Source organism: Paracoccus albus (assembly GCF_027913035.1).
Taxonomy (GTDB): domain Bacteria; phylum Pseudomonadota; class Alphaproteobacteria; order Rhodobacterales; family Rhodobacteraceae; genus Paracoccus; species Paracoccus albus.
Map to the genome: position 1 here is coordinate 2,718,145 of NZ_CP115775.1, position 25,150 is coordinate 2,743,294.

Annotated in this window: 26 protein-coding genes; 14 read left to right on the forward strand and 12 right to left on the reverse strand. The window is 61.7% G+C overall.

Going from position 1 to position 25,150, the window contains the following annotated elements; genetic code table 11:
• Complete coding sequence (locus PAF20_RS13725; RefSeq protein WP_271071165.1) at nucleotides 1-390, reverse strand: FlgB family protein; 390 nt, start codon at nucleotides 388-390, stop codon at nucleotides 1-3.
• Between the two features lie 106 nt (nucleotides 391-496).
• Here PAF20_RS13725 and PAF20_RS13730 point away from each other — a divergent pair, with 106 nt between their 5' ends.
• On the forward strand, nucleotides 497-1,801 hold the full coding sequence (locus PAF20_RS13730; protein WP_271073334.1) for a FliI/YscN family ATPase: 1,305 nt from the start codon (nucleotides 497-499) through the stop codon (nucleotides 1,799-1,801).
• A gap of 108 nt (nucleotides 1,802-1,909) precedes the next feature.
• Complete coding sequence (locus PAF20_RS13735; protein WP_271071166.1) at nucleotides 1,910-2,638, forward strand: Crp/Fnr family transcriptional regulator; 729 nt, start codon at nucleotides 1,910-1,912, stop codon at nucleotides 2,636-2,638.
• 3 nt (nucleotides 2,639-2,641) lie between these two features.
• Here PAF20_RS13735 and PAF20_RS13740 read toward each other — a convergent pair whose 3' ends face one another.
• From PAF20_RS13740 to PAF20_RS13750, 3 genes are read right to left on the reverse strand one after another with little or no spacing between them, the layout of a single operon-like run.
• Nucleotides 2,642-3,541, reverse strand: coding sequence for an extensin-like domain-containing protein (locus PAF20_RS13740; RefSeq protein WP_271071167.1), 900 nt, complete (start codon nucleotides 3,539-3,541; stop codon nucleotides 2,642-2,644).
• 3 nt (nucleotides 3,542-3,544) lie between these two features.
• Nucleotides 3,545-5,023 (reverse strand): L,D-transpeptidase family protein, encoded by a 1,479-nt coding sequence (locus PAF20_RS13745; RefSeq protein ID WP_271071168.1) that lies wholly within the window; start codon nucleotides 5,021-5,023, stop codon nucleotides 3,545-3,547.
• A 55-nt stretch (nucleotides 5,024-5,078) separates the two neighbouring features.
• A complete protein-coding gene (locus tag PAF20_RS13750; protein WP_271071169.1) occupies nucleotides 5,079-5,831 on the reverse strand; it encodes a GntR family transcriptional regulator in 753 nt (250 codons plus the stop codon).
• Between the two features lie 248 nt (nucleotides 5,832-6,079).
• Between PAF20_RS13750 and rnhB the strand changes: the two genes are divergently transcribed.
• The 4 genes from rnhB to PAF20_RS13770 all read left to right on the forward strand — a co-directional run bounded on the left by rnhB (nucleotide 6,080) and on the right by PAF20_RS13770 (nucleotide 9,895).
• Nucleotides 6,080-6,730 carry a ribonuclease HII gene (gene rnhB / locus PAF20_RS13755; protein WP_271071170.1) on the forward strand — a complete coding sequence of 217 codons (651 nt, stop codon included), beginning with the start codon at nucleotides 6,080-6,082 and terminating at the stop codon, nucleotides 6,728-6,730.
• 89 nt (nucleotides 6,731-6,819) lie between these two features.
• Nucleotides 6,820-7,932, forward strand: coding sequence for a site-specific DNA-methyltransferase (locus tag PAF20_RS13760; protein WP_271071171.1), 1,113 nt, complete (start codon nucleotides 6,820-6,822; stop codon nucleotides 7,930-7,932).
• A 147-nt stretch (nucleotides 7,933-8,079) separates the two neighbouring features.
• A complete protein-coding gene (locus tag PAF20_RS13765) occupies nucleotides 8,080-8,475 on the forward strand; it encodes a DUF2946 family protein (protein WP_353620619.1) in 396 nt (131 codons plus the stop codon).
• Between the two features lie 37 nt (nucleotides 8,476-8,512).
• On the forward strand, nucleotides 8,513-9,895 hold the full coding sequence (locus tag PAF20_RS13770; RefSeq protein ID WP_271071173.1) for a PepSY-associated TM helix domain-containing protein: 1,383 nt from the start codon (nucleotides 8,513-8,515) through the stop codon (nucleotides 9,893-9,895).
• Nucleotides 9,896-10,022: 127 nt separating this feature from the next.
• Here the strand turns inward: PAF20_RS13770 and PAF20_RS13775 are convergent, their stop codons facing one another.
• Both PAF20_RS13775 and PAF20_RS13780 read right to left on the reverse strand, forming a co-directional pair.
• Nucleotides 10,023-11,147, reverse strand: coding sequence for an alkane 1-monooxygenase (locus PAF20_RS13775; protein ID WP_271071174.1), 1,125 nt, complete (start codon nucleotides 11,145-11,147; stop codon nucleotides 10,023-10,025).
• A 128-nt stretch (nucleotides 11,148-11,275) separates the two neighbouring features.
• Nucleotides 11,276-12,145 (reverse strand): branched-chain amino acid aminotransferase, encoded by an 870-nt coding sequence (locus PAF20_RS13780; protein WP_271071175.1) that lies wholly within the window; start codon nucleotides 12,143-12,145, stop codon nucleotides 11,276-11,278.
• 147 nt (nucleotides 12,146-12,292) lie between these two features.
• Here PAF20_RS13780 and PAF20_RS13785 point away from each other — a divergent pair, with 147 nt between their 5' ends.
• Entirely contained in the window at nucleotides 12,293-12,817 is a 525-nt protein-coding gene (locus tag PAF20_RS13785; protein ID WP_271071176.1) for a MarR family winged helix-turn-helix transcriptional regulator, read from the forward strand.
• Nucleotides 12,814-13,515: a response regulator gene (locus PAF20_RS13790; RefSeq protein WP_271071177.1), complete on the forward strand. Its 702-nt coding sequence runs from the start codon at nucleotides 12,814-12,816 to the stop codon at nucleotides 13,513-13,515. Before PAF20_RS13785 ends, PAF20_RS13790 begins: the two co-directional genes overlap by 4 nt.
• A 54-nt stretch (nucleotides 13,516-13,569) precedes the next feature.
• On the opposite strand, the gene PAF20_RS13795 is transcribed toward PAF20_RS13790, so the two are convergent.
• On the reverse strand, nucleotides 13,570-13,890 hold the full coding sequence (locus PAF20_RS13795) for a DnaJ family domain-containing protein (protein WP_271071178.1): 321 nt from the start codon (nucleotides 13,888-13,890) through the stop codon (nucleotides 13,570-13,572).
• A complete protein-coding gene (locus tag PAF20_RS13800; RefSeq protein ID WP_271071179.1) occupies nucleotides 13,890-16,943 on the reverse strand; it encodes a valine--tRNA ligase in 3,054 nt (1,017 codons plus the stop codon). The genes PAF20_RS13795 and PAF20_RS13800 overlap by 1 nt, the downstream gene beginning before the upstream one ends.
• 115 nt (nucleotides 16,944-17,058) lie before the next feature.
• Here PAF20_RS13800 and PAF20_RS13805 point away from each other — a divergent pair, with 115 nt between their 5' ends.
• The gene (locus tag PAF20_RS13805; RefSeq protein ID WP_271071180.1) at nucleotides 17,059-17,991 is read left to right on the forward strand and encodes a diacylglycerol/lipid kinase family protein; all 933 of its coding nucleotides are present in this window, start codon (nucleotides 17,059-17,061) and stop codon (nucleotides 17,989-17,991) included.
• Nucleotides 17,991-18,743 carry a metallophosphoesterase family protein gene (locus PAF20_RS13810; protein ID WP_271071181.1) on the forward strand — a complete coding sequence of 251 codons (753 nt, stop codon included), beginning with the start codon at nucleotides 17,991-17,993 and terminating at the stop codon, nucleotides 18,741-18,743. Before PAF20_RS13805 ends, PAF20_RS13810 begins: the two co-directional genes overlap by 1 nt.
• Nucleotides 18,744-18,845: 102 nt before the next feature.
• Here PAF20_RS13810 and dapB read toward each other — a convergent pair whose 3' ends face one another.
• Nucleotides 18,846-19,655 (reverse strand): 4-hydroxy-tetrahydrodipicolinate reductase, encoded by an 810-nt coding sequence (dapB, locus tag PAF20_RS13815; protein ID WP_271071182.1) that lies wholly within the window; start codon nucleotides 19,653-19,655, stop codon nucleotides 18,846-18,848.
• 71 nt (nucleotides 19,656-19,726) lie between these two features.
• Between dapB and rbfA the strand changes: the two genes are divergently transcribed.
• From rbfA to PAF20_RS13835, 4 genes are read left to right on the forward strand one after another with little or no spacing between them, the layout of a single operon-like run.
• Complete coding sequence (rbfA, locus tag PAF20_RS13820) at nucleotides 19,727-20,146, forward strand: 30S ribosome-binding factor RbfA (protein ID WP_271071183.1); 420 nt, start codon at nucleotides 19,727-19,729, stop codon at nucleotides 20,144-20,146.
• Nucleotides 20,130-20,888, forward strand: coding sequence for a phosphodiester glycosidase family protein (locus PAF20_RS13825; protein WP_271071184.1), 759 nt, complete (start codon nucleotides 20,130-20,132; stop codon nucleotides 20,886-20,888). Before rbfA ends, PAF20_RS13825 begins: the two co-directional genes overlap by 17 nt.
• Before the next feature lie 41 nt (nucleotides 20,889-20,929).
• Nucleotides 20,930-21,823 carry a tRNA pseudouridine(55) synthase TruB gene (truB, locus tag PAF20_RS13830; protein WP_271071185.1) on the forward strand — a complete coding sequence of 298 codons (894 nt, stop codon included), beginning with the start codon at nucleotides 20,930-20,932 and terminating at the stop codon, nucleotides 21,821-21,823.
• The gene (locus tag PAF20_RS13835; RefSeq protein WP_271071186.1) at nucleotides 21,820-22,311 is read left to right on the forward strand and encodes a GNAT family N-acetyltransferase; all 492 of its coding nucleotides are present in this window, start codon (nucleotides 21,820-21,822) and stop codon (nucleotides 22,309-22,311) included. Before truB ends, PAF20_RS13835 begins: the two co-directional genes overlap by 4 nt.
• An 18-nt stretch (nucleotides 22,312-22,329) precedes the next feature.
• Here the strand turns inward: PAF20_RS13835 and PAF20_RS13840 are convergent, their stop codons facing one another.
• The 3 genes from PAF20_RS13840 to PAF20_RS13850 all read right to left on the reverse strand — a co-directional run bounded on the left by PAF20_RS13840 (nucleotide 22,330) and on the right by PAF20_RS13850 (nucleotide 25,099).
• Entirely contained in the window at nucleotides 22,330-23,163 is an 834-nt protein-coding gene (locus tag PAF20_RS13840) for a C40 family peptidase (RefSeq protein WP_271071187.1), read from the reverse strand.
• Entirely contained in the window at nucleotides 23,160-24,530 is a 1,371-nt protein-coding gene (locus tag PAF20_RS13845; protein ID WP_271071188.1) for a leucyl aminopeptidase family protein, read from the reverse strand. Before PAF20_RS13845 ends, PAF20_RS13840 begins: the two co-directional genes overlap by 4 nt.
• A 179-nt stretch (nucleotides 24,531-24,709) precedes the next feature.
• Entirely contained in the window at nucleotides 24,710-25,099 is a 390-nt protein-coding gene (locus PAF20_RS13850; protein ID WP_271071189.1) for a hypothetical protein, read from the reverse strand.
• Between the last annotated feature and the right edge of the window lie 51 nt (nucleotides 25,100-25,150).

The window sequence follows — 25,150 nt, forward strand, 5'->3', positions numbered from 1 at the left end:
CTACCCCCTGCGCCCCAAGGCGCCGCGCAGCAGATTCAGTGATGAGCGATAGACTGCCAGCGAGATTCCGTGCTGACGGCGTATGTCTGCAGTGCGCACCATTTCATCTTCCAGCGAAACCGAGTTTCCATTGGGGGACAGCCCGGATCGTTCCTGAACCGTCCGGGCATCGGTCGCGCCGCCCCCCCATGTCGTCAGATGGCCCGCCCGGGTCGCACGCATCGGGTTCGCCGCCGCATTGCGGTAGGTCTCTGAAAACGGCGTCAGGTCGCGGCTCAGATAACCTGGCGTGTCGGCATTGGCGACATTGCCGGCGGCCAGCCTTGCACGCTGCCCTGCATGGGCAGACATCGACTGCGCCATTCGGATCGTATCGAGTTGTTCCAACATTTCGTTGCCTCCGGCTCGCGATAACCCGGTCTTAACCCCAACAGGTTTAAAAACCCTTTCGGACCAGACGTTTCCACCCGCCCCGAAAGGCATCGAGTTGGATAAAATTGAATCTATCGCGGCCCGGATCGCCCGGCTCAGGCCGACCCGGCATTTCGGAACCGTCACCGAAATCCGTGGCGGGCTGGTGCGCGTGTCGGGGCTGAACACACATGCCTCAATCGGTGACCGCATATGTTTCAGCAGCACGGGAATATACGGGGAAATCCTGTCGCTGGGCGGACAATTGGCAGAGGTCCTGCCAGAATCGCGGCCTGAAGGCCTGTCCATCGGCGTGGAGGCAGAGCTTATCTTCGCGCCCCGGCTTGCACCATGCGACGCATGGATCGGGCGGGTTATCGACCCTTTCGGACAGCCGCTTGACGGACGGCCACTGCTAAGCGGCGCAACGCAGCGCCGCTATGACGCGCCCGCGCCCGATGCAATCACCCGCAAACGTCTGGGCCCGCGGCTGGATACAGGGATGGTCCTGTTCGATACGCTTCTGCCCGTCGTACGCGGGCAGCGCCTTGGGTTGTTTGCGGGCTCCGGCGTCGGAAAATCGACGCTTCTGGCCAAGTTTGCGCGCGGGATCGAGGCCGAGGTCGCCGTTATTGCGCTTGTCGGCGAACGGGGGAGAGAGCTGCGCGAATTCGTCGAATCCGTGCTGGGACCAGAGGGCATGGCCCGTTCGGTTGTGATCGCGGCAACTTCGGATCAATCGCCGCTGCTTCGCCGTCGATGCCTTTGGGCGGCGATGACGGTGGCCGAACATTTCCGCGACCAGAACCGTCAGGTGCTGTTCCTTGCCGACTCGATCACCCGCTTTGCCGAGGCGCACCGTGAAATCGCCCTCTGCGCGGGCGAAGGGGCCAGCGATCGTGGCTTTCCGCCCTCAACCGCTCATCTCATCATGTCGCTGGTGGAACGTGCCGGGCCGGGTCCCGAAGGCAGCGGCGATATTACGGCGATTTTCAGCGTATTGGTGGCAGGCGCTGACATGGATGAGCCTGTCGCCGACATCCTGCGGGGCGTGCTGGATGGTCATGTCGTTCTGGATCGCAGCATTGCCGAACGCGGACGTTTTCCGGCGGTGGACGTGTTGCGTTCCGTGTCGCGTGCATTACCGCAAGCCGCCAATGCCGAGGAGAACCGGCTCATCTCGCAGGCGCGAAAGGCGCTTGGCGCATACGCAGAATCTGAATTGATGATCAAAGCAGGGCTCTACGCGGCGGGCTCCGACCCGGATCTGGACGCGGCCGTCAGGCTCTTTCCCGCGCTGGATGCGGTCGTCACGGAAAACAGTAAGGACGGTTGCGTCGACAGTTTTCGAAAACTTGCGGCGGCAATGAATCAGCAACGTTCCATCTAGCTGTGCTATACTGATGGAACCGATTTCGATTAACCATTGTTATCTAGTTGTTGGATTGTGAATAGATGCGAAAACATGCAGTTTCTCGCGGATCGCTAGGGAACGGCCGTGGCACTATCAGACTATTTTATCCGTTATCTCGAACGTCGCGACTCCTTGTCAGAGTCGGAGCGGGAGAGACTGTCGAGGATTGAGACGAAACGCGTCAGCTTCAACTCTGGCGACGTCATTGTTGCGCGTGACGTTGTGGCTGACCAAAGCTGCCTGATGCTGTCAGGCATGTCTGCGCGCATCCACAAGCTTCCGGGCAATGCAGGGCGGGTTATCACGGCGTTGCATGTGCCCGGCGATTTTATCGACCTGCATGGCTTTGTGCTGGCTGGGCTGGAACATACGATCATCGCGATGGGCTCGGCCGAAGTCGAATATGTCAGCCACGATCAGCTTCGCGAAATTACCACCGAATGGCCGCATCTGACGCGGCTTCTTTGGATGGCGACGGCGATAGATGCAGCCATCCACCGGCAATGGCTGGTCGCGGCCGCATCGCTGCGCTCCAGCGCGCATCTCGCGCATCTTCTGTGCGAGGTTTATACCCGCCTGAAGCTGGTCGGCGCCGTGCGCGGAAACAATTTCAGTCTTCCACTTTTGCAGCGCGACCTGGCCAGCATCCTTGGCTATTCGCCCATCCATATCAACCGCGCCGTTCGCGACCTGCGCGAAAGAGAGCTGATCCGCTGGAACGGGACGGAAATCGAGATTCTCGATTGGCCGGGCCTGACGAAGCTGGCGCGGTTCAACTCGGAATATCTCGATCTCGAATTCATGAACCGCTAGCAGCTATTCGCACAAACGCCAGCCGCCGTTACGCGCTGCAATGTCGAAATGCAGGTGGTCGTCATGCGCGGCATTCGATCCCGGCCCCAGAACCGTTGTGAAGTGCAGGCAAGCCGCATAGCGGATCGCTTTCTGCACCGCCTCTGCCATCTCGCCCGAACCATTGCGCGGCGAGATCAGCATCTCGTTTCCATCGCTCAGCCGTAGACCAGCGACGTCGAACGCATTCCCTACCGCATGTTCGGACAGCTTATCCTCTGCCCCACCGACACGGGCGCGGCATTGATAGGTAGAGCCGGGCAAAATCTCTGTCACACGCGGCGCACCGGGCAACAGCCTGACGGCGGGGGCAGCATCATTGCGCAACCACAGGGCCAACCGGCGCGCCGTGTCGCATCGCATGACGGCGCCACCTGCAATCGTCACGCCGGGTTGAATTTCGTTCACCTCCAACGGGCGGGCAATGCCGCAATCGCGGTCCTCGGGCGAGGTGATCGGCGCAAGCTCTTCAAAGCTGACGCCCAGCATCGACAGGCCCAGCAGACAGGACTGATAGCTGAACTCATCCTCCCTCAGCGCCTGCCAAGCCGGCGGCCCTGCGGGTATCTCAGGCGCTGCTTCGCCGCCGGATTGCCGTGCAGCGCGATCCGCCTCGGATGCGCTCTGCGGGTCATCGGGCTGTGCCGGTTCAGAGGCCACGGGCACATCCCCGGCCGCGTCCGGCTGCCCGCGCACACCCTGCGCCGGTTCTTCCGCAACGTTCGGCCGGGCGGGTGGCCTCGTCTCACCATCAGGCCGCTCCACCGCCGGTCGGTCGGGCGGGGCATCTTGCGCCACTGCCATATCCGGCCGGATCAGCATCGCAAGCGCAAACCCGACAACCAATGAAAGCGACCGGGACATGCCCTAATCCGTCGCCGATCCGGTGGTGTTCGGCAGCGGTAGCGGCAGAGGTGTCACGGGTTGAGTCGTCGCCGGAACTGACGGCACGGCACGCGGCTGGGTCACCACGACATCCGAGCTATCGCTGATCGCATCCTCAACCGCTTCGGTCAGAGGGTCCGCGGGCGTCGTCGCAGGCGAAGCCGTTGTGGCAGACGTCGTCGCTGCAGGTGTCGTCGTTGCTGGCGTCGTAGTTGCAGGCGTCCCGGTCGCAGGAGCCGTCGCAGCAGGGGCGACGGCAGGGGTGGATGGCGCGGCCGTCGCAGGCGCTGTGGCCGGTGTCGTCGCGGCGGCCGTTGCCGTAGCCGCCGCCAGCGCTGCAGGCTTAGGCAAAGGCCGGGTCGAGGCAGCCAGCGTCAGCGACGCGGCACCGGCAATGCTTGCGGCAGGCACATCGCTTGTCGCGGCCATCACCGCTCTGGACACGCCAGTCGCATCGCCCATGACATCGGCAAGCGTGGTGCCGCGCTCGAGAAACTCGACCGTCGTGACGCCAGGCTGCACCATATGCGCCAGCTCTTCTGCATCCCAGTTGGTCAAGCGGACGCAGCCATGCGATTCGTTCACGAACAGGCGAGACGGCGTCGGTGTGCCATGCAGCCCGTAAGTCGGCTTGCTCAGCGCGATCCAGACCGTTCCCACCGGACCGTTCGGACCCGGCGGCAAGGTCAGCACCGACTTGTTCTCACCCTGGGTGAAATTGATCGACGGATTATATGTATATTCCGGATTCATCGCCACCGCGCGAACCTTATGCGTCCCGCTTGGCGATGGGGTCTCATCCGAACCGATTGTCGCCGGATAGTTCACCACCATATGACCTTCGGAATCATAGGCAGCCACACGGTTCGTGCCCTTCTCGATAAAGATCCGCGCCACCTTTGCCTTCAGCGGCTTCGACGGCGCGATCACCTTGATCGTTGATCCCGCGACCAAAGGCACGCCGGGGTTAAGCGCGGCGACGAATTTCTCGTCCATGTGAAAGCGCTCGCCCAGCTTTTCGGCCACGCTTGTATATCCAAGCGAGGTCATATTGGCCTTTTCGACGTAGTCGCTGGGGATATGCTGGGTCAGGTCGGCCGCATCCGCATCGGTGATGGTATAATCCATGGTCATCGCACCGCCCGCAAAAGGTTGCAGCGCCGCCCAGACCTGCGCATCCATCTGCCCGTCGGCAGGCAAGCCGCTACGCCGCTCGAACGCGGCAATGGCACTGCGGCTCATCCCGCCCTTTATCCCGTCAATAACACCTGGAGAGGTTCCCGCCCGGTCCAGCATGACCTGAACCTTAACCGTCAGCGGCGATTGCCCGGCGGGCAGTGCCCCCCCGCCATAGCTTGCCGCCTCGATCGCCGCCGCCGTTACGGGGGCGGCCGCGGCCATGCCGGGCAGAATCGTTGCAAGGACTGCCGGCAAGACGGTAGCGCGGAGGGAAAACAACATGCGGATCTCCTGCTTCGATAGGAATCAACCAGTCCGCGCCCCGGCGGTTCCCGGTTCAGCGAGCGAAGCTGACGCGATGTCCGGGGGGATAGACGCGGCGCGAATGGGACAGCGCACGGCCGTCGCTCCATAAAGTACGATCCAGCGTCAGAACCGGAAAGCCCTTTTCTGTGCCAAGTTCCTCGGCACATTCAGCCGTCAGCCGCGTCGCCAGCATTTCCAGCCGTCCCGAAAGCTGGGGGACAAATTGCCGCATCCATTCCAGCGGCTCCGCCTTTCGGATCATGTCGTCGGTCAGATCGACGGATTCGTTCTTCGCAAGATAGCCGACTTCGACACAATAGGGTTCGCCATCCGCCGTGATGATCGCGCGATAGCGGGTCAGCGGGTCCGCGTGACCGACATGCATGATCGACACGATATCAGAAGAGGCGCGCACGACATCCTTGCCAGTCAGCTGGTAACTGTAGGTCTTGCCAGACGCCTCGACCTCTTCGCGGATCGGCGTGGCCTCTGCGCCCGCATCGGGAACGGAAGTCGCGGCGACACGGGTGCCAACACGCCGCCTGCGCTGCACGATCCCATCCTCTGCCAGCTGGCTGAGCGCCCGATTGATGGTAGCGCGCGCACAGCCCAGTTCTTCCGCAAGCTGGTGCTCTGTGGGGATAAGTTGCCCGGCGGCCCATCTGCCGCTACGGATACGGCGCAGAACCTCGGCTTGAACGGCCTGCCAGGTATTCAGGGTTTGCCGTCCGGCGGGTCTCAGACTGCCCGAGGGCGGCAAAGATTCTCGCTTGGCGTTAAACATGATTCTGACCTACTGACACTGCGAAGAACGTTCTATTTGACCAAAGTCAGCTAAGAAAAGCTGTCCAAACAGACAATTGAACGCTCTCAATCCGACACAATCGTGAATTGTGTTGATCGGCAAAGACCTGTTCACTCTGACGAGGTTGCAGCTTCATTATTCCTCTGAAAAGTATTTCAAACTTATAATAAACTTCAAACAACCAAACCCGATAGTCCAGAAATTTCCTTCGGCGGAAATCAACCGATATGACCAGACCTGCAAAACCACCCGGCCCCGATTTCGCGTTCGAGCTTGACGCTAAGCGCGCAGGCGCGAAGCGCATCGCCGGTGTAGATGAGGCAGGGCGCGGCCCCCTTGCCGGTCCGGTTACGGCAGCCGCCGTCACGCTGGATATGCGCAACCTGCCGGCCGGGCTGAACGATTCGAAGAAACTTTCAGCGGCAGCGCGCGACCGCCTGGCGCATGAAATTCGCGATAGTGCCGACTGCTCGGTCGTCCATGTCTGGATAGAAGAAATCGACAGCCTCAATATCTACCATGCATCGCTTCTTGCGATGTGCCGCGCCCTTGCCGGCCTGCGCGAACAGGCTGATTTCGCGCTGATCGACGGCAACGCCATGCCAAGGGATCTGCCCATGCCCGGTCGCGCGGTGGTCAAGGGTGATGCGCTTTGCCTGTCGATAGCCGCCGCCTCGATCCTCGCAAAGACAGAGCGGGATCGCGTCATGGTGGATTTGGCGCAACACTATCCCGGTTATGGGTGGGACAGAAACGCCGGATATCCGACGCCGGAACACAAACGAGCTCTGATTGAATTGGGCGTCACCCCATATCATCGGCGTTCTTTTGCACCCGTACACAATATCTTGTGTAAACCCACAACTACAACCAATTGATTCAAATAAATAAATTGACGACGAATCACCTCTGACTCATCATTCGGAGTATACCAGACCGGGAAAATCCGGCGGATCGAGAGGCAGAGATGAAACCGAAAAACGACGCGCCTGCGCGCCAGTTACCGCTGAACCAAATCCTTGCAGGCGACTGCATCGACGTCATGAATTCGCTGCCAGAGGCCAGCGTTGACCTTATTTTTGCCGATCCCCCCTACAATCTGCAATTGCGCGGCGACCTGCACCGGCCCGATAACTCGCGCGTCGATGCGGTTGACGACCATTGGGACCAGTTCGCCAGCTTTGCAATCTATGACCAGTTCACCCGCGAATGGCTGGCCGCCGCACGTCGTCTGCTGAAGCCGAATGGCGCACTTTGGGTCATCGGCAGCTATCACAATATTTTCCGTGTCGGGGCCGAACTTCAGAATCAGGGCTTCTGGATTCTCAACGATGTCGTCTGGCGCAAATCGAACCCCATGCCGAATTTCCGCGGCAAGCGCCTGACCAACGCACATGAGACGCTGATCTGGTGCTCCAAATCCGAGAACGCGAAATACACCTTCAACTATGAGGCGCTGAAATCCCTCAATGAGGGTGTGCAGATGCGATCCGACTGGGTTCTGCCAATCTGCAACGGCGGTGAGCGGCTAAAGGATGACAAGGGCGACAAGGCCCACCCGACCCAAAAGCCGGAAGCCCTGCTGCACCGCGTCCTGATCGGCACAACCAATCCGGGTGATGTCGTGCTCGACCCCTTCTTCGGCACCGGCACCACCGGCGCGGTTGCAAAGATGCTGGGCCGCGACTTCATCGGGATCGAACGCGAATCGGGCTATCGCGACGCCGCCACCAAGCGCATGAACCGCATCCGCCGCCTTCACGCCGAAGCGCTCGCCACCTCTACCGGCAAACGCGCCGAGCCGCGCGTCCCCTTCGGCCAGCTTGTCGAACGCGGGATGCTGCGGCCGGGCGAGGAACTCTATTCCACCGGCAGCCGCCACAAGGCCAAGGTCCGCGCCGATGGCAGCCTGACCGGCGGCGAAATCAAGGGCTCCATCCATCAGGTCGGCGCCAAGCTCGAAGGCGCGCCCTCCTGCAACGGCTGGACCTACTGGCATTTCAAACGAGAGGGCAAGATGATCCCGATCGACGCCCTGCGCCAGCAGATCCGGGATGAGATGGACGAACGCCCCAACTGATCGCCTCAAAACCAGTTTCGCCATGTCCGACAGCCTCGCTCGTTCGGCTCGGACAAACTTGCCCCGCTGTCTACGGATGGCGGGGTTTTTTCGTTGCGCCCGTTTGTCTCATTGCGGCTTCGCGGATATGCGGCTAACGAAACCGTGATGCTACGCAATGTGACCCGCAGCCTCCTGTTCTGGGCAATGATCCTGCCCCTGACGCTCGCGTCGATGATCGCGGCCGGCGTCATGCCGGTGCGCGCCGCGAATGGCACGATCATGATGGTCATCTGCGACACAACCGGTATGCGCGAGGTCGCGGTTGATGCCGTCACCTTGCAGCCGCTGAGCGATCAGAACCAGCAGGGCGACGAATCGGAAGAACACAAAACCTGTTCCTGGTCCGCGGCTCATCCGCATATCACGCTGCACCGGACAGCCATATTGCCCGCGCCGGATACCCGCCTTGCCGTAACGATCACCTATCCCTCACGCTCGGCCCTGATCGCAGCACATAAGACCGGCCTGCCCCCGTCAACCGGACCCCCCACCCGCCCCTGAATCTTCGATCCAGAAACATTCAGACGGGAAAACAACCATGACCGATATTTACAGCGGGGCATCGGCCTCGCCTGCGACCCCGCCTGGCGGCAGGGTCTCCGACCTTTATCGCGCCGTATGGCGTTGGCACTTCTATGCAGGACTTCTGATCCTGCCCTTCATGATCACACTATCCGTAACCGGTGCGATCTATTTGTTCCGCGACGAAATCGACACGCGCGTCCACGCCGATTTCATGCGCGTCACCCCCATCGAGGAACAAAGGCTCGCGCCCTCCGAAATCATCGCCGCCGCGCTTGAGGCGCAGCCCGGAACGGCGGTCAAATACATCGACCCGCCCGCCCCCGACCGCTCGACCGAAATTACCGTGCAGCCGGAAAATGGCGACCGCATGGCCGTCTATGTCAACCAATATGACGGCACCGTGCTGGAGGTTCGGCCAGACCGCAGCACCTTCGCCTTCACAGTGCGATACCTCCACTCTTTCCGCTTCTTCGGCGCGACACCACGCAAGATCATCGAAATCGCGGGCGGCTTCTCGATCATATTGGTCGCGACCGGCATCTTCCTGTGGTGGCCACGCGGCCAGAACGGCGGCGTGGTGACGGTGCGGGGCAAGCCTGCAAGGCGGGTGTTCTGGCGCGATCTACATGCGGTGACCGGCCTTTTCACCGGCGCATTCATCGTCTTTCTGACCATTACCGGAATGCCGTGGTCCTCTGTCTGGGGGACCAAGGTGAACGAATGGGCCAATGGCAGCAATTTCGGCTACCCATCCGGCCTGCGCATCGATGTGCCCATGTCGGAAGAGCATCTGGACCATGTCGCCAAGACCTCATGGACGCTGGAACAGGCGCGCATCCCCGAAACGATACCGCCCGAAACAGCGATGCCGCCGGTCGGCATTGACGCCGCGGTCGCGGCATTCGAAACGCTCGGCCTGCATCGCGGCTTTTCGGTCGCGCTGCCGAAAACAGCCGAAGGCGTCTATTCCGGCTCTGTCTATCCCGATGATCTCAGCCAGCAGCGCGTGGTGCATCTGGACCAGTATACCGGCAAGCCGCTGATCGACCTCAGCTATGCCGATTACGGCCCCCTTGGCCGCTGGCTGGAATTCGGCATCAACACGCATATGGGCCAGACATTCGGCACCGCGAACCAGATCGTTCTTCTGCTCGCCTGCATCGGAATCGTCCTGCTCGCCGTCTCCGCCGCAGTCATGTGGTGGAAACGTCGCCCCGCCCGACGCCTTGGTGTGCCGCCACGACCGTCCGACCGGAAAGTCATGACCGGCTTACTGGTGATCCTCTGCCTTGGCGCGGCCCTGTTCCCACTGACCGGAATGGTTCTGCTGGCCATGATCGCGCTCGACCTGATGGCGCAGCAGATTGGTCGCCGACGCCGCGCTCAATCGGCCTGACGCTGACCTTGCACCGCCGGTCGGGCGTTCTGACCGGCGGGGCCTCGCACTACCGGCGCGGCAGCATAAACGTATATACGGATTATATACAGGTCATGGACGGAATAATGACGCGACAAATACGCCGTCAAAGCGCCTTCGGCGGCATCGGCAATGTCCCGAGATTATAGTCCGACCAGTCCTCGATATCGGGATAAAACTGCCGCCGCCACGCCCTGACCCGCGGGTTCATCCTGCGCCGCCAAAGCGGCGGGATCATCGCCAGAAAGGTCATCGCCGGATAGCCGAAAGGAAGCTGCGGCGCCTCGTCCTCACCATAAGTTTGCAGCAGGGGAAACCGCCTGTCAGGCTTGTAATGATGGTCCGAATGCCGCTGCAGATTGATCAGCAGCCAGTTCGACGCAGTATGAGAGGCATTCCAGCTGTGCCGGGGCAGGACATGCTCATATTTCCCGTTTCCAAGGTGCCGCCTGCTGAGCCCGTAATGCTCGACATAGTTGGTCAGCTCCAGCTGCCAGATCGCGACAAAGGCCTGCCAGACAAACAGCAAAAGCCCCTGCCATCCACCCAGAAGAAGGGCGAGAACCAACATGGCCAACTGTAAAAAACCGTATCTCCAGAATGGGTTACGCCGACTGGTCACGGGCAGATCACGCCGCGCCAGCATGTTCTGTTCCGCCCGCCACGCACTCTTGGGCCCTTCGCGCAGAACGCGCCAGAAAAAGCGGTGAAACCCTTCATTATAACGTGCCGAAACAGCATCCCGCGGCGTTCCCACCCAAGAATGATGCACCAGAAGATGCTCGGTCCTGAAATGGGAATACAGCGTCGAAGCCAACAGCACATCACCCAGGAACCGCTCCCATGCCGGACGCTGATGCAGCAGTTCATGGGCATAAACCATCCCTATAGTTCCACTCGCAACGCCCAGCCCGAAAAACAGCCCCAGCTTCTCCCACCCCGACAGAGCGGAATGCGCCGAATACCAGATCAGTCCAAAAATCAGGCAAACCTGAACCGGCGCCCAGATCACAGTAATCGCACGATACCAGAACAAGGACGCATCCGGCGTCTCCGGATCAGCATTGTCACGGTTCAGTCCCAGCACCAGGTCCAGCCCGGTCACCAGATACCAGGCATAACCCGGCATCAAAACCCACCACCAGGAACCCAGTACAGCCGCCAGAACCGCCAGCGGCACAAGACCAAGCGACATCCAGAAGGGCAGTGCATTAAGAATTGAGATCCTCATGCCCGCCTTATAACGCCCTTTGACGCACCGACAAACGGCAAACCAAGGCCCATAGCCAGTCTTTGGTGTGGAAATACCTCGGGGTCCGGGGCAGCGCCCCGGTCCGGCATCCGGGCCAGATCAATCGGTCAGCTTCGCACCAGTCGCTCATAAGCCTCGGCAATTTCGCGGGTGATAGGCCCGATCGGAAAATCTAGATCACCGATCTTGGCAACCGGCGTGACTTCGGCCGCCGTGCCGGTCAGCCAGCATTCGCTGAAACCCGTCAATTCCTCGGGCCGGATGCGGCGCTCATGCACGGTCATCCCTCTGTCCCGCGCCATTTCGATCACCGTCTGCCGGGTGATCCCGTTCAGGAAGCGATCCGCCAAAGGTGTGTGAATCTCGCCGTTCTGTACGAAGAAGATATTCGCACCCGTCGCCTCTGCGACATAACCTTCCCAGTCATAGAAGAGAGCGTCAGAGCAGCCCTTGGCCTCGGCCGCGTGCTTGGACATCGTACAGATCATATACAGTCCGGCCGCTTTGGCAGCAGCCGGGATCGTCTCCGGATCCGGGCGTTTCCATGTGCTGATATCCAGCTTTGCGCCTTGCCATTTCGCGTCACCGTAATAGCTGCCCCACTCCCAGCCGGCGATGGCCACGCTTACCGGGTTTCTGGCAGCGGACACGCCGATATCCGGCCCCGATGCCCGCCACGCAATTGCGCGGATATAAGCATCCTGCAATCCGTTCTCTGTCAGAACCGCTTCTTTCGCAGCATCCAGTTCTTCCGCCGACCATGGCAGTGGCATGTCCAGCAAACGCCCGGATTCGATCAGTCGCAAGGAATGTTCGTGGCCTTTGAAAATCTTGCCGCTGTAAGAACGCTCCCCCTCGAACACGGAAGAGGCGTAGTGCAAACCGTGGGTCAGGATGTGCACATTGGCGTCACGCCAATCCACCATTGCGCCATCCATCCAGATCTTTCCGTCGCGATCATCGTAACCTCGACTCATTGCCGCCCCGCCCTTGTATTCATATAAATTTCATCTATCGCGCGACAAACGATCCATTGTTACGCATTTGCGGCAATTTGCTACTGTTTGCTTCTTGGAAAGTCAACAAGGCTGACTTAAACTGGATCATCCAGAAGTGAGGGCGGAATGAAAGAAGCGGCAATCAAACCAGTCGGCGGACAGGGCGCGGAAAACCTTCTTTTTCTGACCGATGAGCAGATCAGGGGCGGGATCGAGGCTTTCTTTTTTGCCTATCGCGCATTTACCTCTGATCCTGATGAGATTCTGGAAGGTATGGATTACGGGCGCGCGCATCATCGCGCCTTGCATTTCGTCGCCCGCAAACCGGGACTGACCGTGTCCTCGCTGCTGGATATTCTGGGCGTAACCAAGCAGTCACTGAATCGCGTGCTACGTACTTTGTTGAAAGACGGGCTGGTCGAATCGCAGATTGGCACGCGCGACAGGCGCGAACGCCTGCTTTTCCTGACCGATGCCGGGATCGATCTTGAACGCCGCCTGTCAGAGGCGCAGCGTGCCCGCGTCCGTGCAGCCTACCGTGCCGCCGGGCCACAGGCGGTTGCCGGGTTCCGCACGGTTCTGGAAGCAATGATGGATGAAGCGGGCGCACGCCAGTTCCAGGAGATGCGGCGGGCCGAGGCCGCGGAATGACCGAGGCGGCGCATATCCTCGTCGTCGATGACGATGAGCGCATCCGCAGCCTGCTGCGCAGGTTTCTTGTCAAAAACGGCTACCTTGTCTCTATGGCCACAGATGCGAAACACGCCCGCAAGCTGCTTCGCGGGCTGGAATTCGACCTGATCGTGCTGGACGTGATGATGCCCGGTGAAGACGGCATCAGCCTGACGCGCGAATTGCGCCAACGCATCGCAACGCCGATCCTGCTGCTGACCGCGCGCGGCGACACCGAAGACCGCATCACCGGGCTGGAGGCCGGCGCCGACGATTACCTGCCCAAGCCGTTCGAACCACGCGAATTGTTGCTGCGCATGTCCGCGATCCTGCGTCGCGTGCCGCAGGCGCAACCTGCGGGCCCGAAGTTCATGACGCTTGGTCCCTTGCGCTACGATACGGAGCGTGGGCAGCTGTTCGAAGGAGACAGCCATATCCACCTGACCGGCACCGAGGCTGCTTTGCTGCGCCGATTGGCGGAAACGCCGGGGGAAGCGGTCAGCCGCGTTGATCTGACGCAGGATCTGGGTCGCGGCCCCTCGGATGAGGGTGACAGTTCCGACCGTGCCATAGATGTGCAGATCACGCGACTGCGCCGCAAGATAGAGCCGGACCCGAAAGAGCCGCGCTATCTGCAAACCGTGCGCGGGGCGGGCTATATGCTGATGCCTGACTGAAGTGTCGCGGGGGCGCTGCCCCCGCACCGCCGAGGTATTTCAGCACCAAAGACATCAATCGCGCGCGGCGCGGCGGGCGTCCGTCGCGATATTGGCGCGCAGTTCCAGCAGGGCGATATGGCGCTGAAGGGCCTTACGCTCTGCCGGGTCTTCGATTTGGTCCAGGACAGCGCGCTTTGCCTCGACATCCTTGCGGATGCGGAATTCTTCGGGAACGAAACCGCCATCGGACATCATGCGATGCAGCACATCCTCGGCCCGTTCGCGCAGGCGGGCACGATCGAGCGGTTTCCCCTCGCCCGTGAGGCCGCGAAGTTCACCCTTCGCTTCGGCCTCATCCATGCGTCGTTGGGCAATCCGGTCGAACCAGTGCATTACATGGCCTTCAATTGGCTCAGGGCTGCGTTGATTCGGGCGAGATCCTCATCAAGCTGGGCGAGCTTCTGGCGGGTTTCCTCGATCACTTCGAAATCGGCATTCTCGACGAATTTCGGATTGTCGAGGCGTTTGCGCAGCCCGTCCGCATCCTTGCCGGTCCTGGCTGCGTTCTTTTCCAGCCGGGCGGTTTCGGCGCTGACGTCGATCACGTCGCCGATGGGCAGCGCGAAGGATGCGCCAGGCGCGGATACCGCCATCATTCCCTTATCAGCACTACCCTCTGCAGGCGCGTTGACGCGGGCCAGCCGCTCTATCAGCGGGCTGTTGGCGGCGATGGCCTCTCGAGCATTGGTGTCGGCCTGCGTAACGATCAGGTCGAGACGCGCCCCGGCCGGAACACCCATCTGCGCACGGGCCGAGCGGATATTCTCGATCAGCTGGATCACCCAGTTCATCTGGCGGTCGGCATCAGCGTCGATCACATCGGCACCCAGTTCGGGCCATTCGCCGTGGATCAGCATTGTCGTACGGCTACCCGTCAGTGACCAGAGTTCTTCGGTCACGAAAGGCATGATCGGGTGCAGCAGCGCGTAGCATTGATCCAGCACCCAGCCCATCGTCGCGCGGGTTTCATCGGCGTATTCGCCATCGAAAAGCGGTTTGGCGAATTCGACATACCAATCGCAGACCTTGCCCCAGACAAAGGCGTAGAGTCCGGTCGCTGCATCGTTGAAGCGGAAGCTTTCAAGCGCGTCGTCAGTGGCCTGAGTTGCACGGGCGACTTCGCCGATGATCCAGCGGTTCACCGTGTGCTGCGGGTTCGGGCGATCCGCCCCGCCGCGCACGCCGTTCATCTCGGCAAAGCGTGTGGCGTTCCAGATCTTGGTGACGAAGTTGCGGTTTGCCTCGACATGTTTCGGGCCAAGCTTGGGATCGCGGCCCAAAGCCGCCATGCTGGTCAGGGTAAAGCGCAGCGCGTCGGCGCCGTATTCATCGACAAGCGTCAGCGGGTCTATGACATTGCCCTTTGACTTGGACATTTTCGCGCCCTTTTCGTCGCGAACAAGCCCGTGGACATAGACGGTGTGGAAGGGGACGTCTTTGACGACCTCCAGCTGCATCATCATCATCCGGGCGACCCAGAAGAAGATGATGTCAAAGCCCGTGACCAGCACATCGGTCGGGAAATACTTGCGCATCTCGGGCGTATCGTCCGGCCAGCCGAGTGTACCGATGGGCCAGAGGCCCGAGGAGAACCATGTGTCGAGAACGTCGGGGTCGCGCCAAACCGGATAAACCAGCTTGGTCGGGTCCTGCGAGATGTTGTATTCCGCCAGACCTCGGCTGAAGGCTTCAATTGCCTCTTCACGGTCTGAAACCTCGACGACACGGCTGATTTCCAACGGCTGAGGCAGACCGGCGATGCCGTCGCGGAACTTGTCTATCACCTCTTCGAAATGCGGCGCGGCGTGGTGGACGGACCCGCGATGGACCAGGCCTTCATTCAGCAGTTCGAACAGTTCCACCTCATCCAGGGCGCCATCGCCCTCATCATCGCTGAAATCGCGCATTTCGAGGTCGAGGCCATACCAGACCGGGATCTGATGCCCCCACCAGAGTTGACGGCTGATTGTCCAGGGTTCGATATTTTCAAGCCAGTGTTCATAGACCTTACGATGCTGTTCGGGCAGGATCTGGGTGCGGCCATCGCGGACGGCGTCCAGGGCAGGGCCAACGATGCGCTGCGTATCGACGAACCATTGATTGGTCAGCATCGGTTCGATGACCACGCCCGAACGGTCGCCGAAGGGCTGCATGATATTCTTGCTCTCAACCACCGGAGCGCCTTCGGCATCGGTGACGGCAAGGCCTTCTGACGTGATTTCCCCGATCACATTCTTGCGGGCCTCGAAACGGTCAAGTCCGCGCAGGTGTTCGGGAACGAGGTTGACGTTCGACACATCGCCCACATCTTCGCCATTCGCCGCACGCGTCGCGACGGCCGCACTTTCTTCGTATGACAGCCCGTCCTCGCGCATCGCGCCTTTGGTATCCATCAGCGCGTAAAGCGGGATATTGTTGCGCGTCGCGACGCCATAGTCGTTGAAATCATGCGCCCCGGTGATCTTCACCGCGCCAGAGCCGAAATTCATATCCGGATATTCGTCAGTGATGATCGGGATCAGACGGCGATGTTCCTTCGGACCTACGGGGATTTCACACAGCTTGCCGACAATGGGGGCGTAGCGTTTATCATCGGGATGGACGGCGACCGCGCCATCGCCCAGCATGGTTTCGGGCCGCGTCGTTGCGATGGAGATATAGTCGCGTGTCTCGCGCAGGGTGACGTTGCCGTCCTCGTCCCGCTCGACATATTCATAAGTCTCGCCACCGGCCAGCGGGTATTTGAAATGCCACATATGGCCGGGGGTATCGCGGTTCTCGACCTCCAGGTCAGAAATAGCGGTTTCGAAATGTGGGTCCCAGTTCACCAGCCGTTTGCCGCGATAGATGATGCCCTTGTCGTACAGGTCCAAAAAGACGCGGATCACGGCGTCGTGGAAATTGCCTTCTTCGCCTTCGGGGGCGCCGGGGGCGCCGGACATGGTGAACGCATTGCGCGACAGGTCGAAGGACGCGCCCAACCGGCGGTCCTGTTCCAGAATCTTGCCGCCGGATTCCTTTTTCCATGCCCAGATCTTCTCGACAAAAGCCTGTCGCCCGATCTCACGCCGATTGGGCTCCTGCCGTTCCATCATCTGGCGTTCGACCACCATCTGTGTGGCGATACCGGCATGGTCCTGGCCCGGTTGCCACAAGACGTCAAAGCCGCGCATCCGGTGCCAGCGGACCAGAATATCCTGAAGCGTATGGTTCAGCGCGTGACCGATATGCAGGTTGCCCGTGACATTGGGGGGCGGCAGCATGACGGAAAACGTCTCTGCCCCCGGCTTGGCGTTCGCGCCGGCGGCAAAGGCGTTCTTCGCCTCCCACTCGGCGCTGATGCGGGCCTCTGCATTGGTGGCGTCGAAAGTCTTGTCCATGCTCATCGGTGATCCCCTGATCTCTTGCCCGATGTCCTAGCCCTTTCGGCGGGCAAGGCCAAGACCGGGAACCCGGCGCAGCGTGCATGTGTTTGCCATCCGTGCAGTCAGGCAGGTTCATATGACCGAGACGTTCGACCTTTCCCGCGCCCGCGTGGCCGCGATCCTGAACCGCAGGGCCGGATCAGACGATGGCACAAGCGTGGAGGAGATGCTGAGAGAACGCGTCGCGCCCCAATGCGCCAGCTTTAGCGTGATCCGGCCGCAGAAGGGCGAAAGCCTGACCGAAATCGCGGCCGCTGCGGCGCAGAATCATGACCTTGTCATCGCGGCTGGCGGGGATGGCACGCAGGCGGCCGTGGCGCAGGCACTGGCGGATTCCGGTTCCGCGACAATCATGGCCGTCATCCCCGGCGGGACCTTCAACTATTTCGCCCGTGACCTGAATGTCGGCGAAACGCCGGAAGACGCGATCGAAACGATCCTCGACGCACGTATCGAAGCGGTTTCCGTTGGGGATATGAACGGCAAGGTATTTCTGAACAATATCAGCCTTGGCGCCTATCCCGAGATCCTTGAACGCCGTGAGGAGGCCTATCGCCGCTTCGGTCGACGTCGGTTTCTGGCCTATTGGGCCGTTTTTCGCACGCTGATGGACCTGCGCCACCCGCTGCAACTCACCGCGCATGTCGACGGCGAGACGCGGGAGTTCAGCACAGCACTCGCCTTTGTCGCGCAAAGCGAAACGCAACTTGAAAGCTTCGGTCTTGAAGGGGCCGAGGATGTGAAGCGTGACCGTCTGCCGCTATTCGTCGCACGCGCGACAAGCGGGCGCGCATTGATCGGCGCGGCGCTGCGTCTGGCCCTTGGAAAAACATCGCGGGGCGAGGATTTTGATCTGATCATCGCGGATGATTTCGTCATCAACACCGACCGCCCGACGCGCCATGTCGCACATGACGGCGAGCGCTCTCGGGTACCCGCCCCGCTGAAGCTGACCATCCGCAAGGACGCGCTGCGGGTACTTGTGCCTGCCAGCGTCAGGGAAGGCTGATGCGTATCGCCCTTCTCTCCGACCTGCATATCGGGATGCATCGCAGCCGGCTTGTTCAGCCCATGCTGGACGCGATTGCTGATGCACAGCCCGAACATATCGTCATCGCTGGCGATCTGGTCCAGCGAGCCCGCCGCGAGCTGTTCGAAGAGGCAGAGGCGATCCTCGATCAGACCGGCCTGCCCTGGCTATGTGTGCCCGGCAATCACGACATTCCGCTGATGAATGTGGCCGGGCGGCTGCTGTGGCCATTCCATGATTATCAGAAGGCCGTCCCCGGCCCGAGAGAGCCATTGCTCGAATTGCCGGGGCTTAAGATCATCGGCGTCAACTCGACCTTTCCCTATCGCTGGCGCAACGGGCGACTGACCGGCCGCCAGATCGACCGGGTCAAGCATCTTGCGCGCAGCGGGCCGGTGATGGTGGTGCAGCACCACCCGATCAGCCTGCTTCCCGGCGAAACGAAGGAGTTGATGCTGAATGCCGATGCCGCGCTGTCCGGCTATGATGAGGCAGGCGTCAATCTGGTCCTGACCGGGCATCTGCACAACTTTAATGCCGTGACCTCGCCCTCCGGCATGACCCAGATCCACGCTGCATCCGCGCTTTGCGACCGGTCAGAGGATCCGCCGAACGAGATTGCGATGCTCGATATCGAACCCGATGGCTTCCAACTGACCCGGATGATCGCGGCGAAGGATGGGGCGGATTTTGTGGCTCAGCCGCCAATCAGCTTGCCCCGCAGGCACTGAACAGAAGGCCAGCATCCGCCATAGGGGACGGTCGGACGCTGGCCCGGCGGGGCTAACGACCCTTGCACCGGTCCGGGCGCAAAGCACAATAGATTCAGGCTCTCAGTCCAGACCCAGCACATCCATCATGTCATACTCGCCCGGGCCCTTATCCTGCCCCCAAAGCGCCGCCTGCAACGCACCCCGCGCAAAAATCGCCCGGTCGGTCGCCAGATGCCGCAGGACGATCCGCTCACCGGGGGCGGCGAAGATCACGTCATGCTCGCCCACCACATCGCCGCCGCGAATGGCCGCAAAACCGATGGTTCCTTCCTTCCGGGCACCGGTGATCCCTTCGCGCGCCGGCGTGCGCAAATTATCGAGCGAGGCACCACGACCCTCGGCCGCTGCCTCACCCAGCATCAGCGCGGTGCCGGACGGGGCGTCAACCTTGTGGCGGTGATGGGCCTCGACCACTTCGATATCCCAATCCGTGCCCAAAGCCGCCGCAACCTTGCGTGTCAGGCCCATCAGCAGGTTGACCCCAAGGCTCATATTCCCGGCCCGGATGATCGGCGCGTGTCGCGCGGCCCGCGCAATCGCAGCCAGATCGTCGGCCTCAAGCCCGGTCGTGCCGATGACATGAACCGCGCGCGCCTGTGCCGCCAACTCGGCAAAGGCAACGGTCGCGGCCGGCGTGGTGAAATCAATGACAGCCTGCGCCTTGGCAATTGCCCCCACCGCGTCATCCGTCACGGTGATGCCATTCGCCTGACCGCCCATCGCTTCGCCCAGATCCCGGCCGATCCAGTCGCTGCCGGGCCGTTCCACCGCGCCAACCAGCCGCATCTTGTCCGAATCCAGCACCAGGCGGGCCAGCATCTGGCCCATGCGCCCCGAAACGCCCGTGATCACAATACCCGGCTTTTCCATATCCCAATCTCCTGCTTTCCCTTTCGCTTAGTCCATTGCGGGGCGCGGCCCAACCCCCTACATCTGGCGACATGGCACAGAACCGCTTTCATACCGGCCCCGGCCCCTCTCAGCGTCAGCTGCGCGTGGGCGAGTTGATCCGCCACCGCCTGTCCGAGCTGCTGCTTCGGGCAGAGGTGCATGACCCCGACCTCAACCGCCACTCGATCACGGTGGGCGAAGTGCGGTCCTCCCCCGACCTGAAGGTCGCAACCGCCTATGTGATGCCGCTTGGCGGGAACGACGCGGAAGAGGCGCTTGCCGCACTTCGCCGCAACTCGCGAGAGCTGCGCCATCTGGTCGCCAAGGGGCTCAACCTGAAATACGCGCCGGAACTGCGCTTTCAGTTGGATGAGACCTTCGACCGCATGGATGACACCCGCCGCATGTTCTCTGACGAACGTGTGCGCCGCGACATCGAATCCGGTGAGGATGATGACGATCTGGACTAGGCTGCTGTGCCGCCTTGGCGTAGCTGCGGGTGCGCTGACCTCATTGGCATTGCCGGCCGCCGCAGCGGATTGTTCGCGCAATGAACATGACGGTCAGGGCTATGTGATCTGCCGGATCAGCGCAGAGGAAGAACCGCGCGTCGGGTTGTGGCTTTACGATGACGAGGGCGAGGCGCTGAACAATTTCAGCAACCTGCGCAGCTTCGTGGGGCCGCAAACCCTCATCTTCGCGATGAATGCCGGGATGTTCCATGCGGATCACAGCCCCGTCGGCCTGTTCAAATCCGGTGACGAAACCTACGGCCAGCTTGTCACCACAGGTGGTGGCGGGAATTTCGGCCTGCTGCCGAACGGGGTATTTTGTACAGGCGGCGCGCAGCCCTATCAGGTCATCGAATCCCGCGCCTTTGCTGAGGCGCAACCGCAATGCAGGCTGGCAACGCAGTCCGGCCCCATGCTGGTGATCGAGGGAGAGCTGCATCCGCGCTTTCTGGTCGATTCGGACAGTCGCTATGTCAGAAATGGCGTCGGCGTCTCGGCAGATGGCCAGACCGCGTGGTTCGCGATTTCCGACCGCCCCGTCACGTTCCACGAATTTGGCCGCCTGTTCCGCGACGGGCTGGGCGCACGTAATGCGTTGTACTTTGACGGCTCCATCTCCCGCCTCTACGCGCCGCAGGTCCGGCGCAACGATTTCGGGTGGTCTATGGGACCGATCATCGGACTGGTTGACGAAAACTGACGCCGGCGCTATCCGCCCTTGCTTCGGATAAAGGGGGCCACATGGCACGCAAGAAAGGTCGCGATATTTCCGGCTGGCTGATCGTCGACAAACCGGCTGGTATCGGCTCGACCGATGTCGTGGGCAAGGTCCGCTGGGCGTTGCATGCCAAAAAGGCCGGTCACGCGGGCACACTGGACCCCGATGCGACGGGTATCCTTGCCGTCGCTTTGGGAGAGGCGACGAAAACCGTCCCCCTGCTGACAGAGGCACTGAAAGCCTACGATTTCAGCGTAAACTGGGGCAGCGAAACGGCAACCGACGATGCATCCGGCGAGGTTATGCAAACCTCTTCCACACGCCCCACGCCGGACGAGATCACGGCTGCGCTGCCAGCGTTTACCGGCGATATCACGCAGGTTCCCCCCGCCTTTTCCGCCGTGAAGGTAGAAGGCGAACGCGCCTATGATCTGGCCCGCGAGGGCGCGGCGCCAGAACTGACAGCCCGCCCCCTCTATGTGGATGAACTGACCCTGATCGAGGCACGCGGCGATCAGGCCGATCTGCACATGGTCTGCGGCAAGGGCGGTTACGTCCGCTCTGTCGCTCGCGATCTTGGGCGGGCGTTGGGCTGTCTGGGACATGTTTCCAGCCTGCGCCGCGTCTGGTCCGGCCCTTTCGAGATTGAAGACGCCGTGCCCTTCGACCTGATCGACCGCGCCAATCAAACGGAAATCGAGGCTCGTCTTTTGCCGATCCATGCCGCCCTTACCGACCTGCCGCAAATGCAGGCCACCGATCAGGGCGCTGTCCGCATCCGCAACGGCAACCCAGGTCAGGTCATCGGGCAGGCGCAATATGGCGAACAGGTCTGGGTCAGCCATGAAGACCGCGCCATCTGTATCGGTCGCTATCTGGGCGGAGAGGTGCAGCCGGACAGGGTTTTCAACCTGTGATCCTGCGCCCCGAACAGCCCGGCGATGTGGCCGCGATCCACGACCTCACGACAGCCGCTTTTGCATCCGCACCCCACAGCAGCGGGACAGAGGCGCAGATCGTCCAGCAATTGCGCGATGCAGGCGCATTAACGCTGTCTTTGGTCGCGGCAGAGCATGAGCGTATCGTCGGACATATCGCCTTCTCCCCTGTCACGATTGACGGGAAAGATCCCGGCTGGGTCGGGCTGGGCCCTGTCTCTGCCGCACCGGACCGGCAGGGCGAGGGCATCGGATCGGCGCTGATCCGCGAAGGGCTGACGCATATGCGTAATGCAGGTCAACAAGGGTGCGTGCTGCTTGGTGATCCGGGCTACTATTCCCGCTTCGACTTCGCGAATGATCCGGGGCTTGTCTATCCCGGCCCGCCGCCGGAATATTTCATGGCGCTGTCCTTCGCAGGTCAAAGCCCGCGCGGCGAGGTTGCCTATCATCCAGCCTTTGGCTGAGCCGCAATCCCGCCATCGCTAAAGCGACAGCGACACACCGCCGGGCCGTCTAGCGCCCGTGAACGGACCATACCCGGCCGCATCAATTCGGGCGATTGCGCTATCGATATCCTCGTGGATAACCCGCATGGCCCAGGCCGTGGCGTGAACCATCTGCCCGTCACCGCAGGCAATGGCGACATGGCCGGGCCAGAACAGCAGATCGCCGCGCCGGATTTCATCAACCGGGGCAAACGCGGCCTCTTGCAGGTCGGCGTCACCGGGGCAGGCCATCCCGCAGGCATGCAGCGCCGCCTGAACCAGCCCGGAACAGTCGATCCCGTTGCGCGAATTGCCGCCCCACAGATAGGGTGTGCCAAGAAGTGATTCCGCCGCCATCACCGGGTCATCAGCAAAGCTGCCCGACACGGCCTGAAGCGGCACCCAATCCCCTGAAGTCAGCCGTGCAAAGCCCTCGCGCGTTTCGGCCACCGACAGCCGAGCGTTAAGCGACAGCCAGCCGGTTTCGCGCGACTTCATATGCGGCTCTGGATAGATATGCGCGGCGGGCACGGCAATGCGATGGGTGATCTCCGGCATCTCGACCGTCAGATCACCCTCTGCCATCCAGCCGCAATAACCATCCCGCGCCGCCTGCACGAAGGCCCAGCCATCGCGACGCTCTATCACCGTGACATCCGCGCCGAAGTTCAGCTGCCGGTCCCGCGCGCCGTCGATCCCGGCCAGCAATTCAGCCAGCGGCACCACAACCCGCGCGGTTTCGCCTTCGGTATATTCAGGACGATCCACCTCGCCGCGCAAACGGGAAAGTGCGATGCGATCCGTCGCCGGGGTCGTCCTTCTATCGCTCATTTCAGCAACCCCGGCAGTGCCGCCAGCAGCGCCCGCGCCCCCTGCTGGACTCCGCCCTTCGTGCGACCGGGCGCAGGTTTTGGCTGCCAGCCGTAGATATCGAAATGCGCATAGCGCCGCGCCCCTTCCGCGAACCGTCGCAAGAACAGGGCCGCTGTGACAGAGCCCGCCATGCCACCCGAAGGCGCATTGTCCAGATCGGCAATCCCCGGCTCTATCATACTCTCATACGGCTCCCAGAAGGGCATGCGCCAGACCGGGTCCCAATGCGCCATGCCAGCGGCCTGTATCGCCGCCGCTGCACCATCGTCGTCGCAGTAAAACGGTGGGATATCGGGACCGAGCGCGACACGCGCCGCACCAGTCAGCGTGGCCATCGTGATCATCCAGTCCGGCTTATCCTCGGCGGCATAGGCCATCGCATCGGCCAGCACCAGCCGCCCTTCGGCATCGGTATTGTTGACTTCGACCGTCAGGCCCTTGCGCGACGTCAGAATATCGCCGGGCCGGAACGCACCAGCCGAAATCGCGTTTTCGACGGCCGGAATAAGCACGCGCAGGCGCATTCCTTCTGCCGCGCCGGTCGCGACCAGCATATGCGCAAGTCCCAGCACCGTCGCCGCGCCGCCCATATCCTTCTTCATCAGGCCCATGCTGGCTGGCGGCTTGATATCCAGCCCACCAGTGTCAAAGCAGACCCCCTTGCCAACCAATGTCAGCGACGGCCCGGTATCTCCGCGCGTCAACTCGATCAGGCGCGGAGCCTGCGTCGCCGCGCGCCCTACCGCGTGGATCAGCGGAAAATTCTGTTCGATCAATGCCTCTCCGGACACGACATGCACCGCGAAACCGTGACGCGCCGCCAGATCCCGCGCCGCCTGTTCAAGTGCATCCGGCCCCATGTCATTGGCCGGGGTGTTGATCAGGTCGCGGGTCAGAAACTCTGCCTCGGCCATTGCCAGCAACCGCGCAGCATCGACACCTTCGGGCGCAACCAGCCGCGCCTTCGCGCCGTGACACTTGCGATAGCGATCAAACGCGTATTGCGACAAAAGCCAGCCGAGGGCGGTTTCAGCCGGATCAGTCCCTTCGGGCCAATCCGCAACCCGCCACGCAGCCTCTGGCAGCACCGAGGCCGCCTTCGCAAGCGCAAAGCGGTCCCGCGCCACATCCCTGCCACACCCGATCAAAGCACCCGCAATGCCGCCCGCGCCATCGGGCAAAACACATATCTGCCCCGCCTTGCCGCTGAACCCACTGGACGCCGCCCATTTCCTCGCAGGTGCATCCAGCACCTCTGGCAATTCATCGCGCACCAGCCAGAGGGGGTGGGCGTCGGCATTATCGTCGGCAAATTCGGGGATCATTGCATGGCCTTCCGTTTCAGTCGCTGCGCAACATGTCACCGGCGGCGATGCCAGACAAGCTCATCTGGCTAGCGGAACAAGATCAGCATTTGCGCAACGCCCAGCCCGATGACCACAGGCGTTACGCAACCGACGCATCCTTCAACAAAAAGCGCCATATCCTTGGCGATTGCAAATCGTCAGCCCTGCGGGCCGGGTGCAAGGTCCGGACAGAATTCGTCCCAGATTTCGGTCAGGGATCGGTTCGCCACGCGCTCCAGCCGCATTAACACCGCCCGCAACGCCACACCATCACACTGCCCCGCGCATGTGGTCAGGTCGCCAGCGACATCCGCCAGCGAGGTCAACCCGACCTGTCCGGCCAAACGCGCCAGACGGCCAGCATTTTCCGCAACACGCCGCGGCACCGGATCATCCAGAACCGCTGACACCGCCAACGCCATCTGTTCCAATGCCTGCTGTATCAGACGTTCAGCCGCGATTTCGCCCAGTTCAAATACAATATCCTGCAGCCGCCTTCGGTCGATCACGACCGGTTCGGTGACGGTCATTGCCGCAACAATACCCATGCTCCACTCCGCCTTTTGTGTCCCCACACGCTGGGCAGCATGGCCATAGCC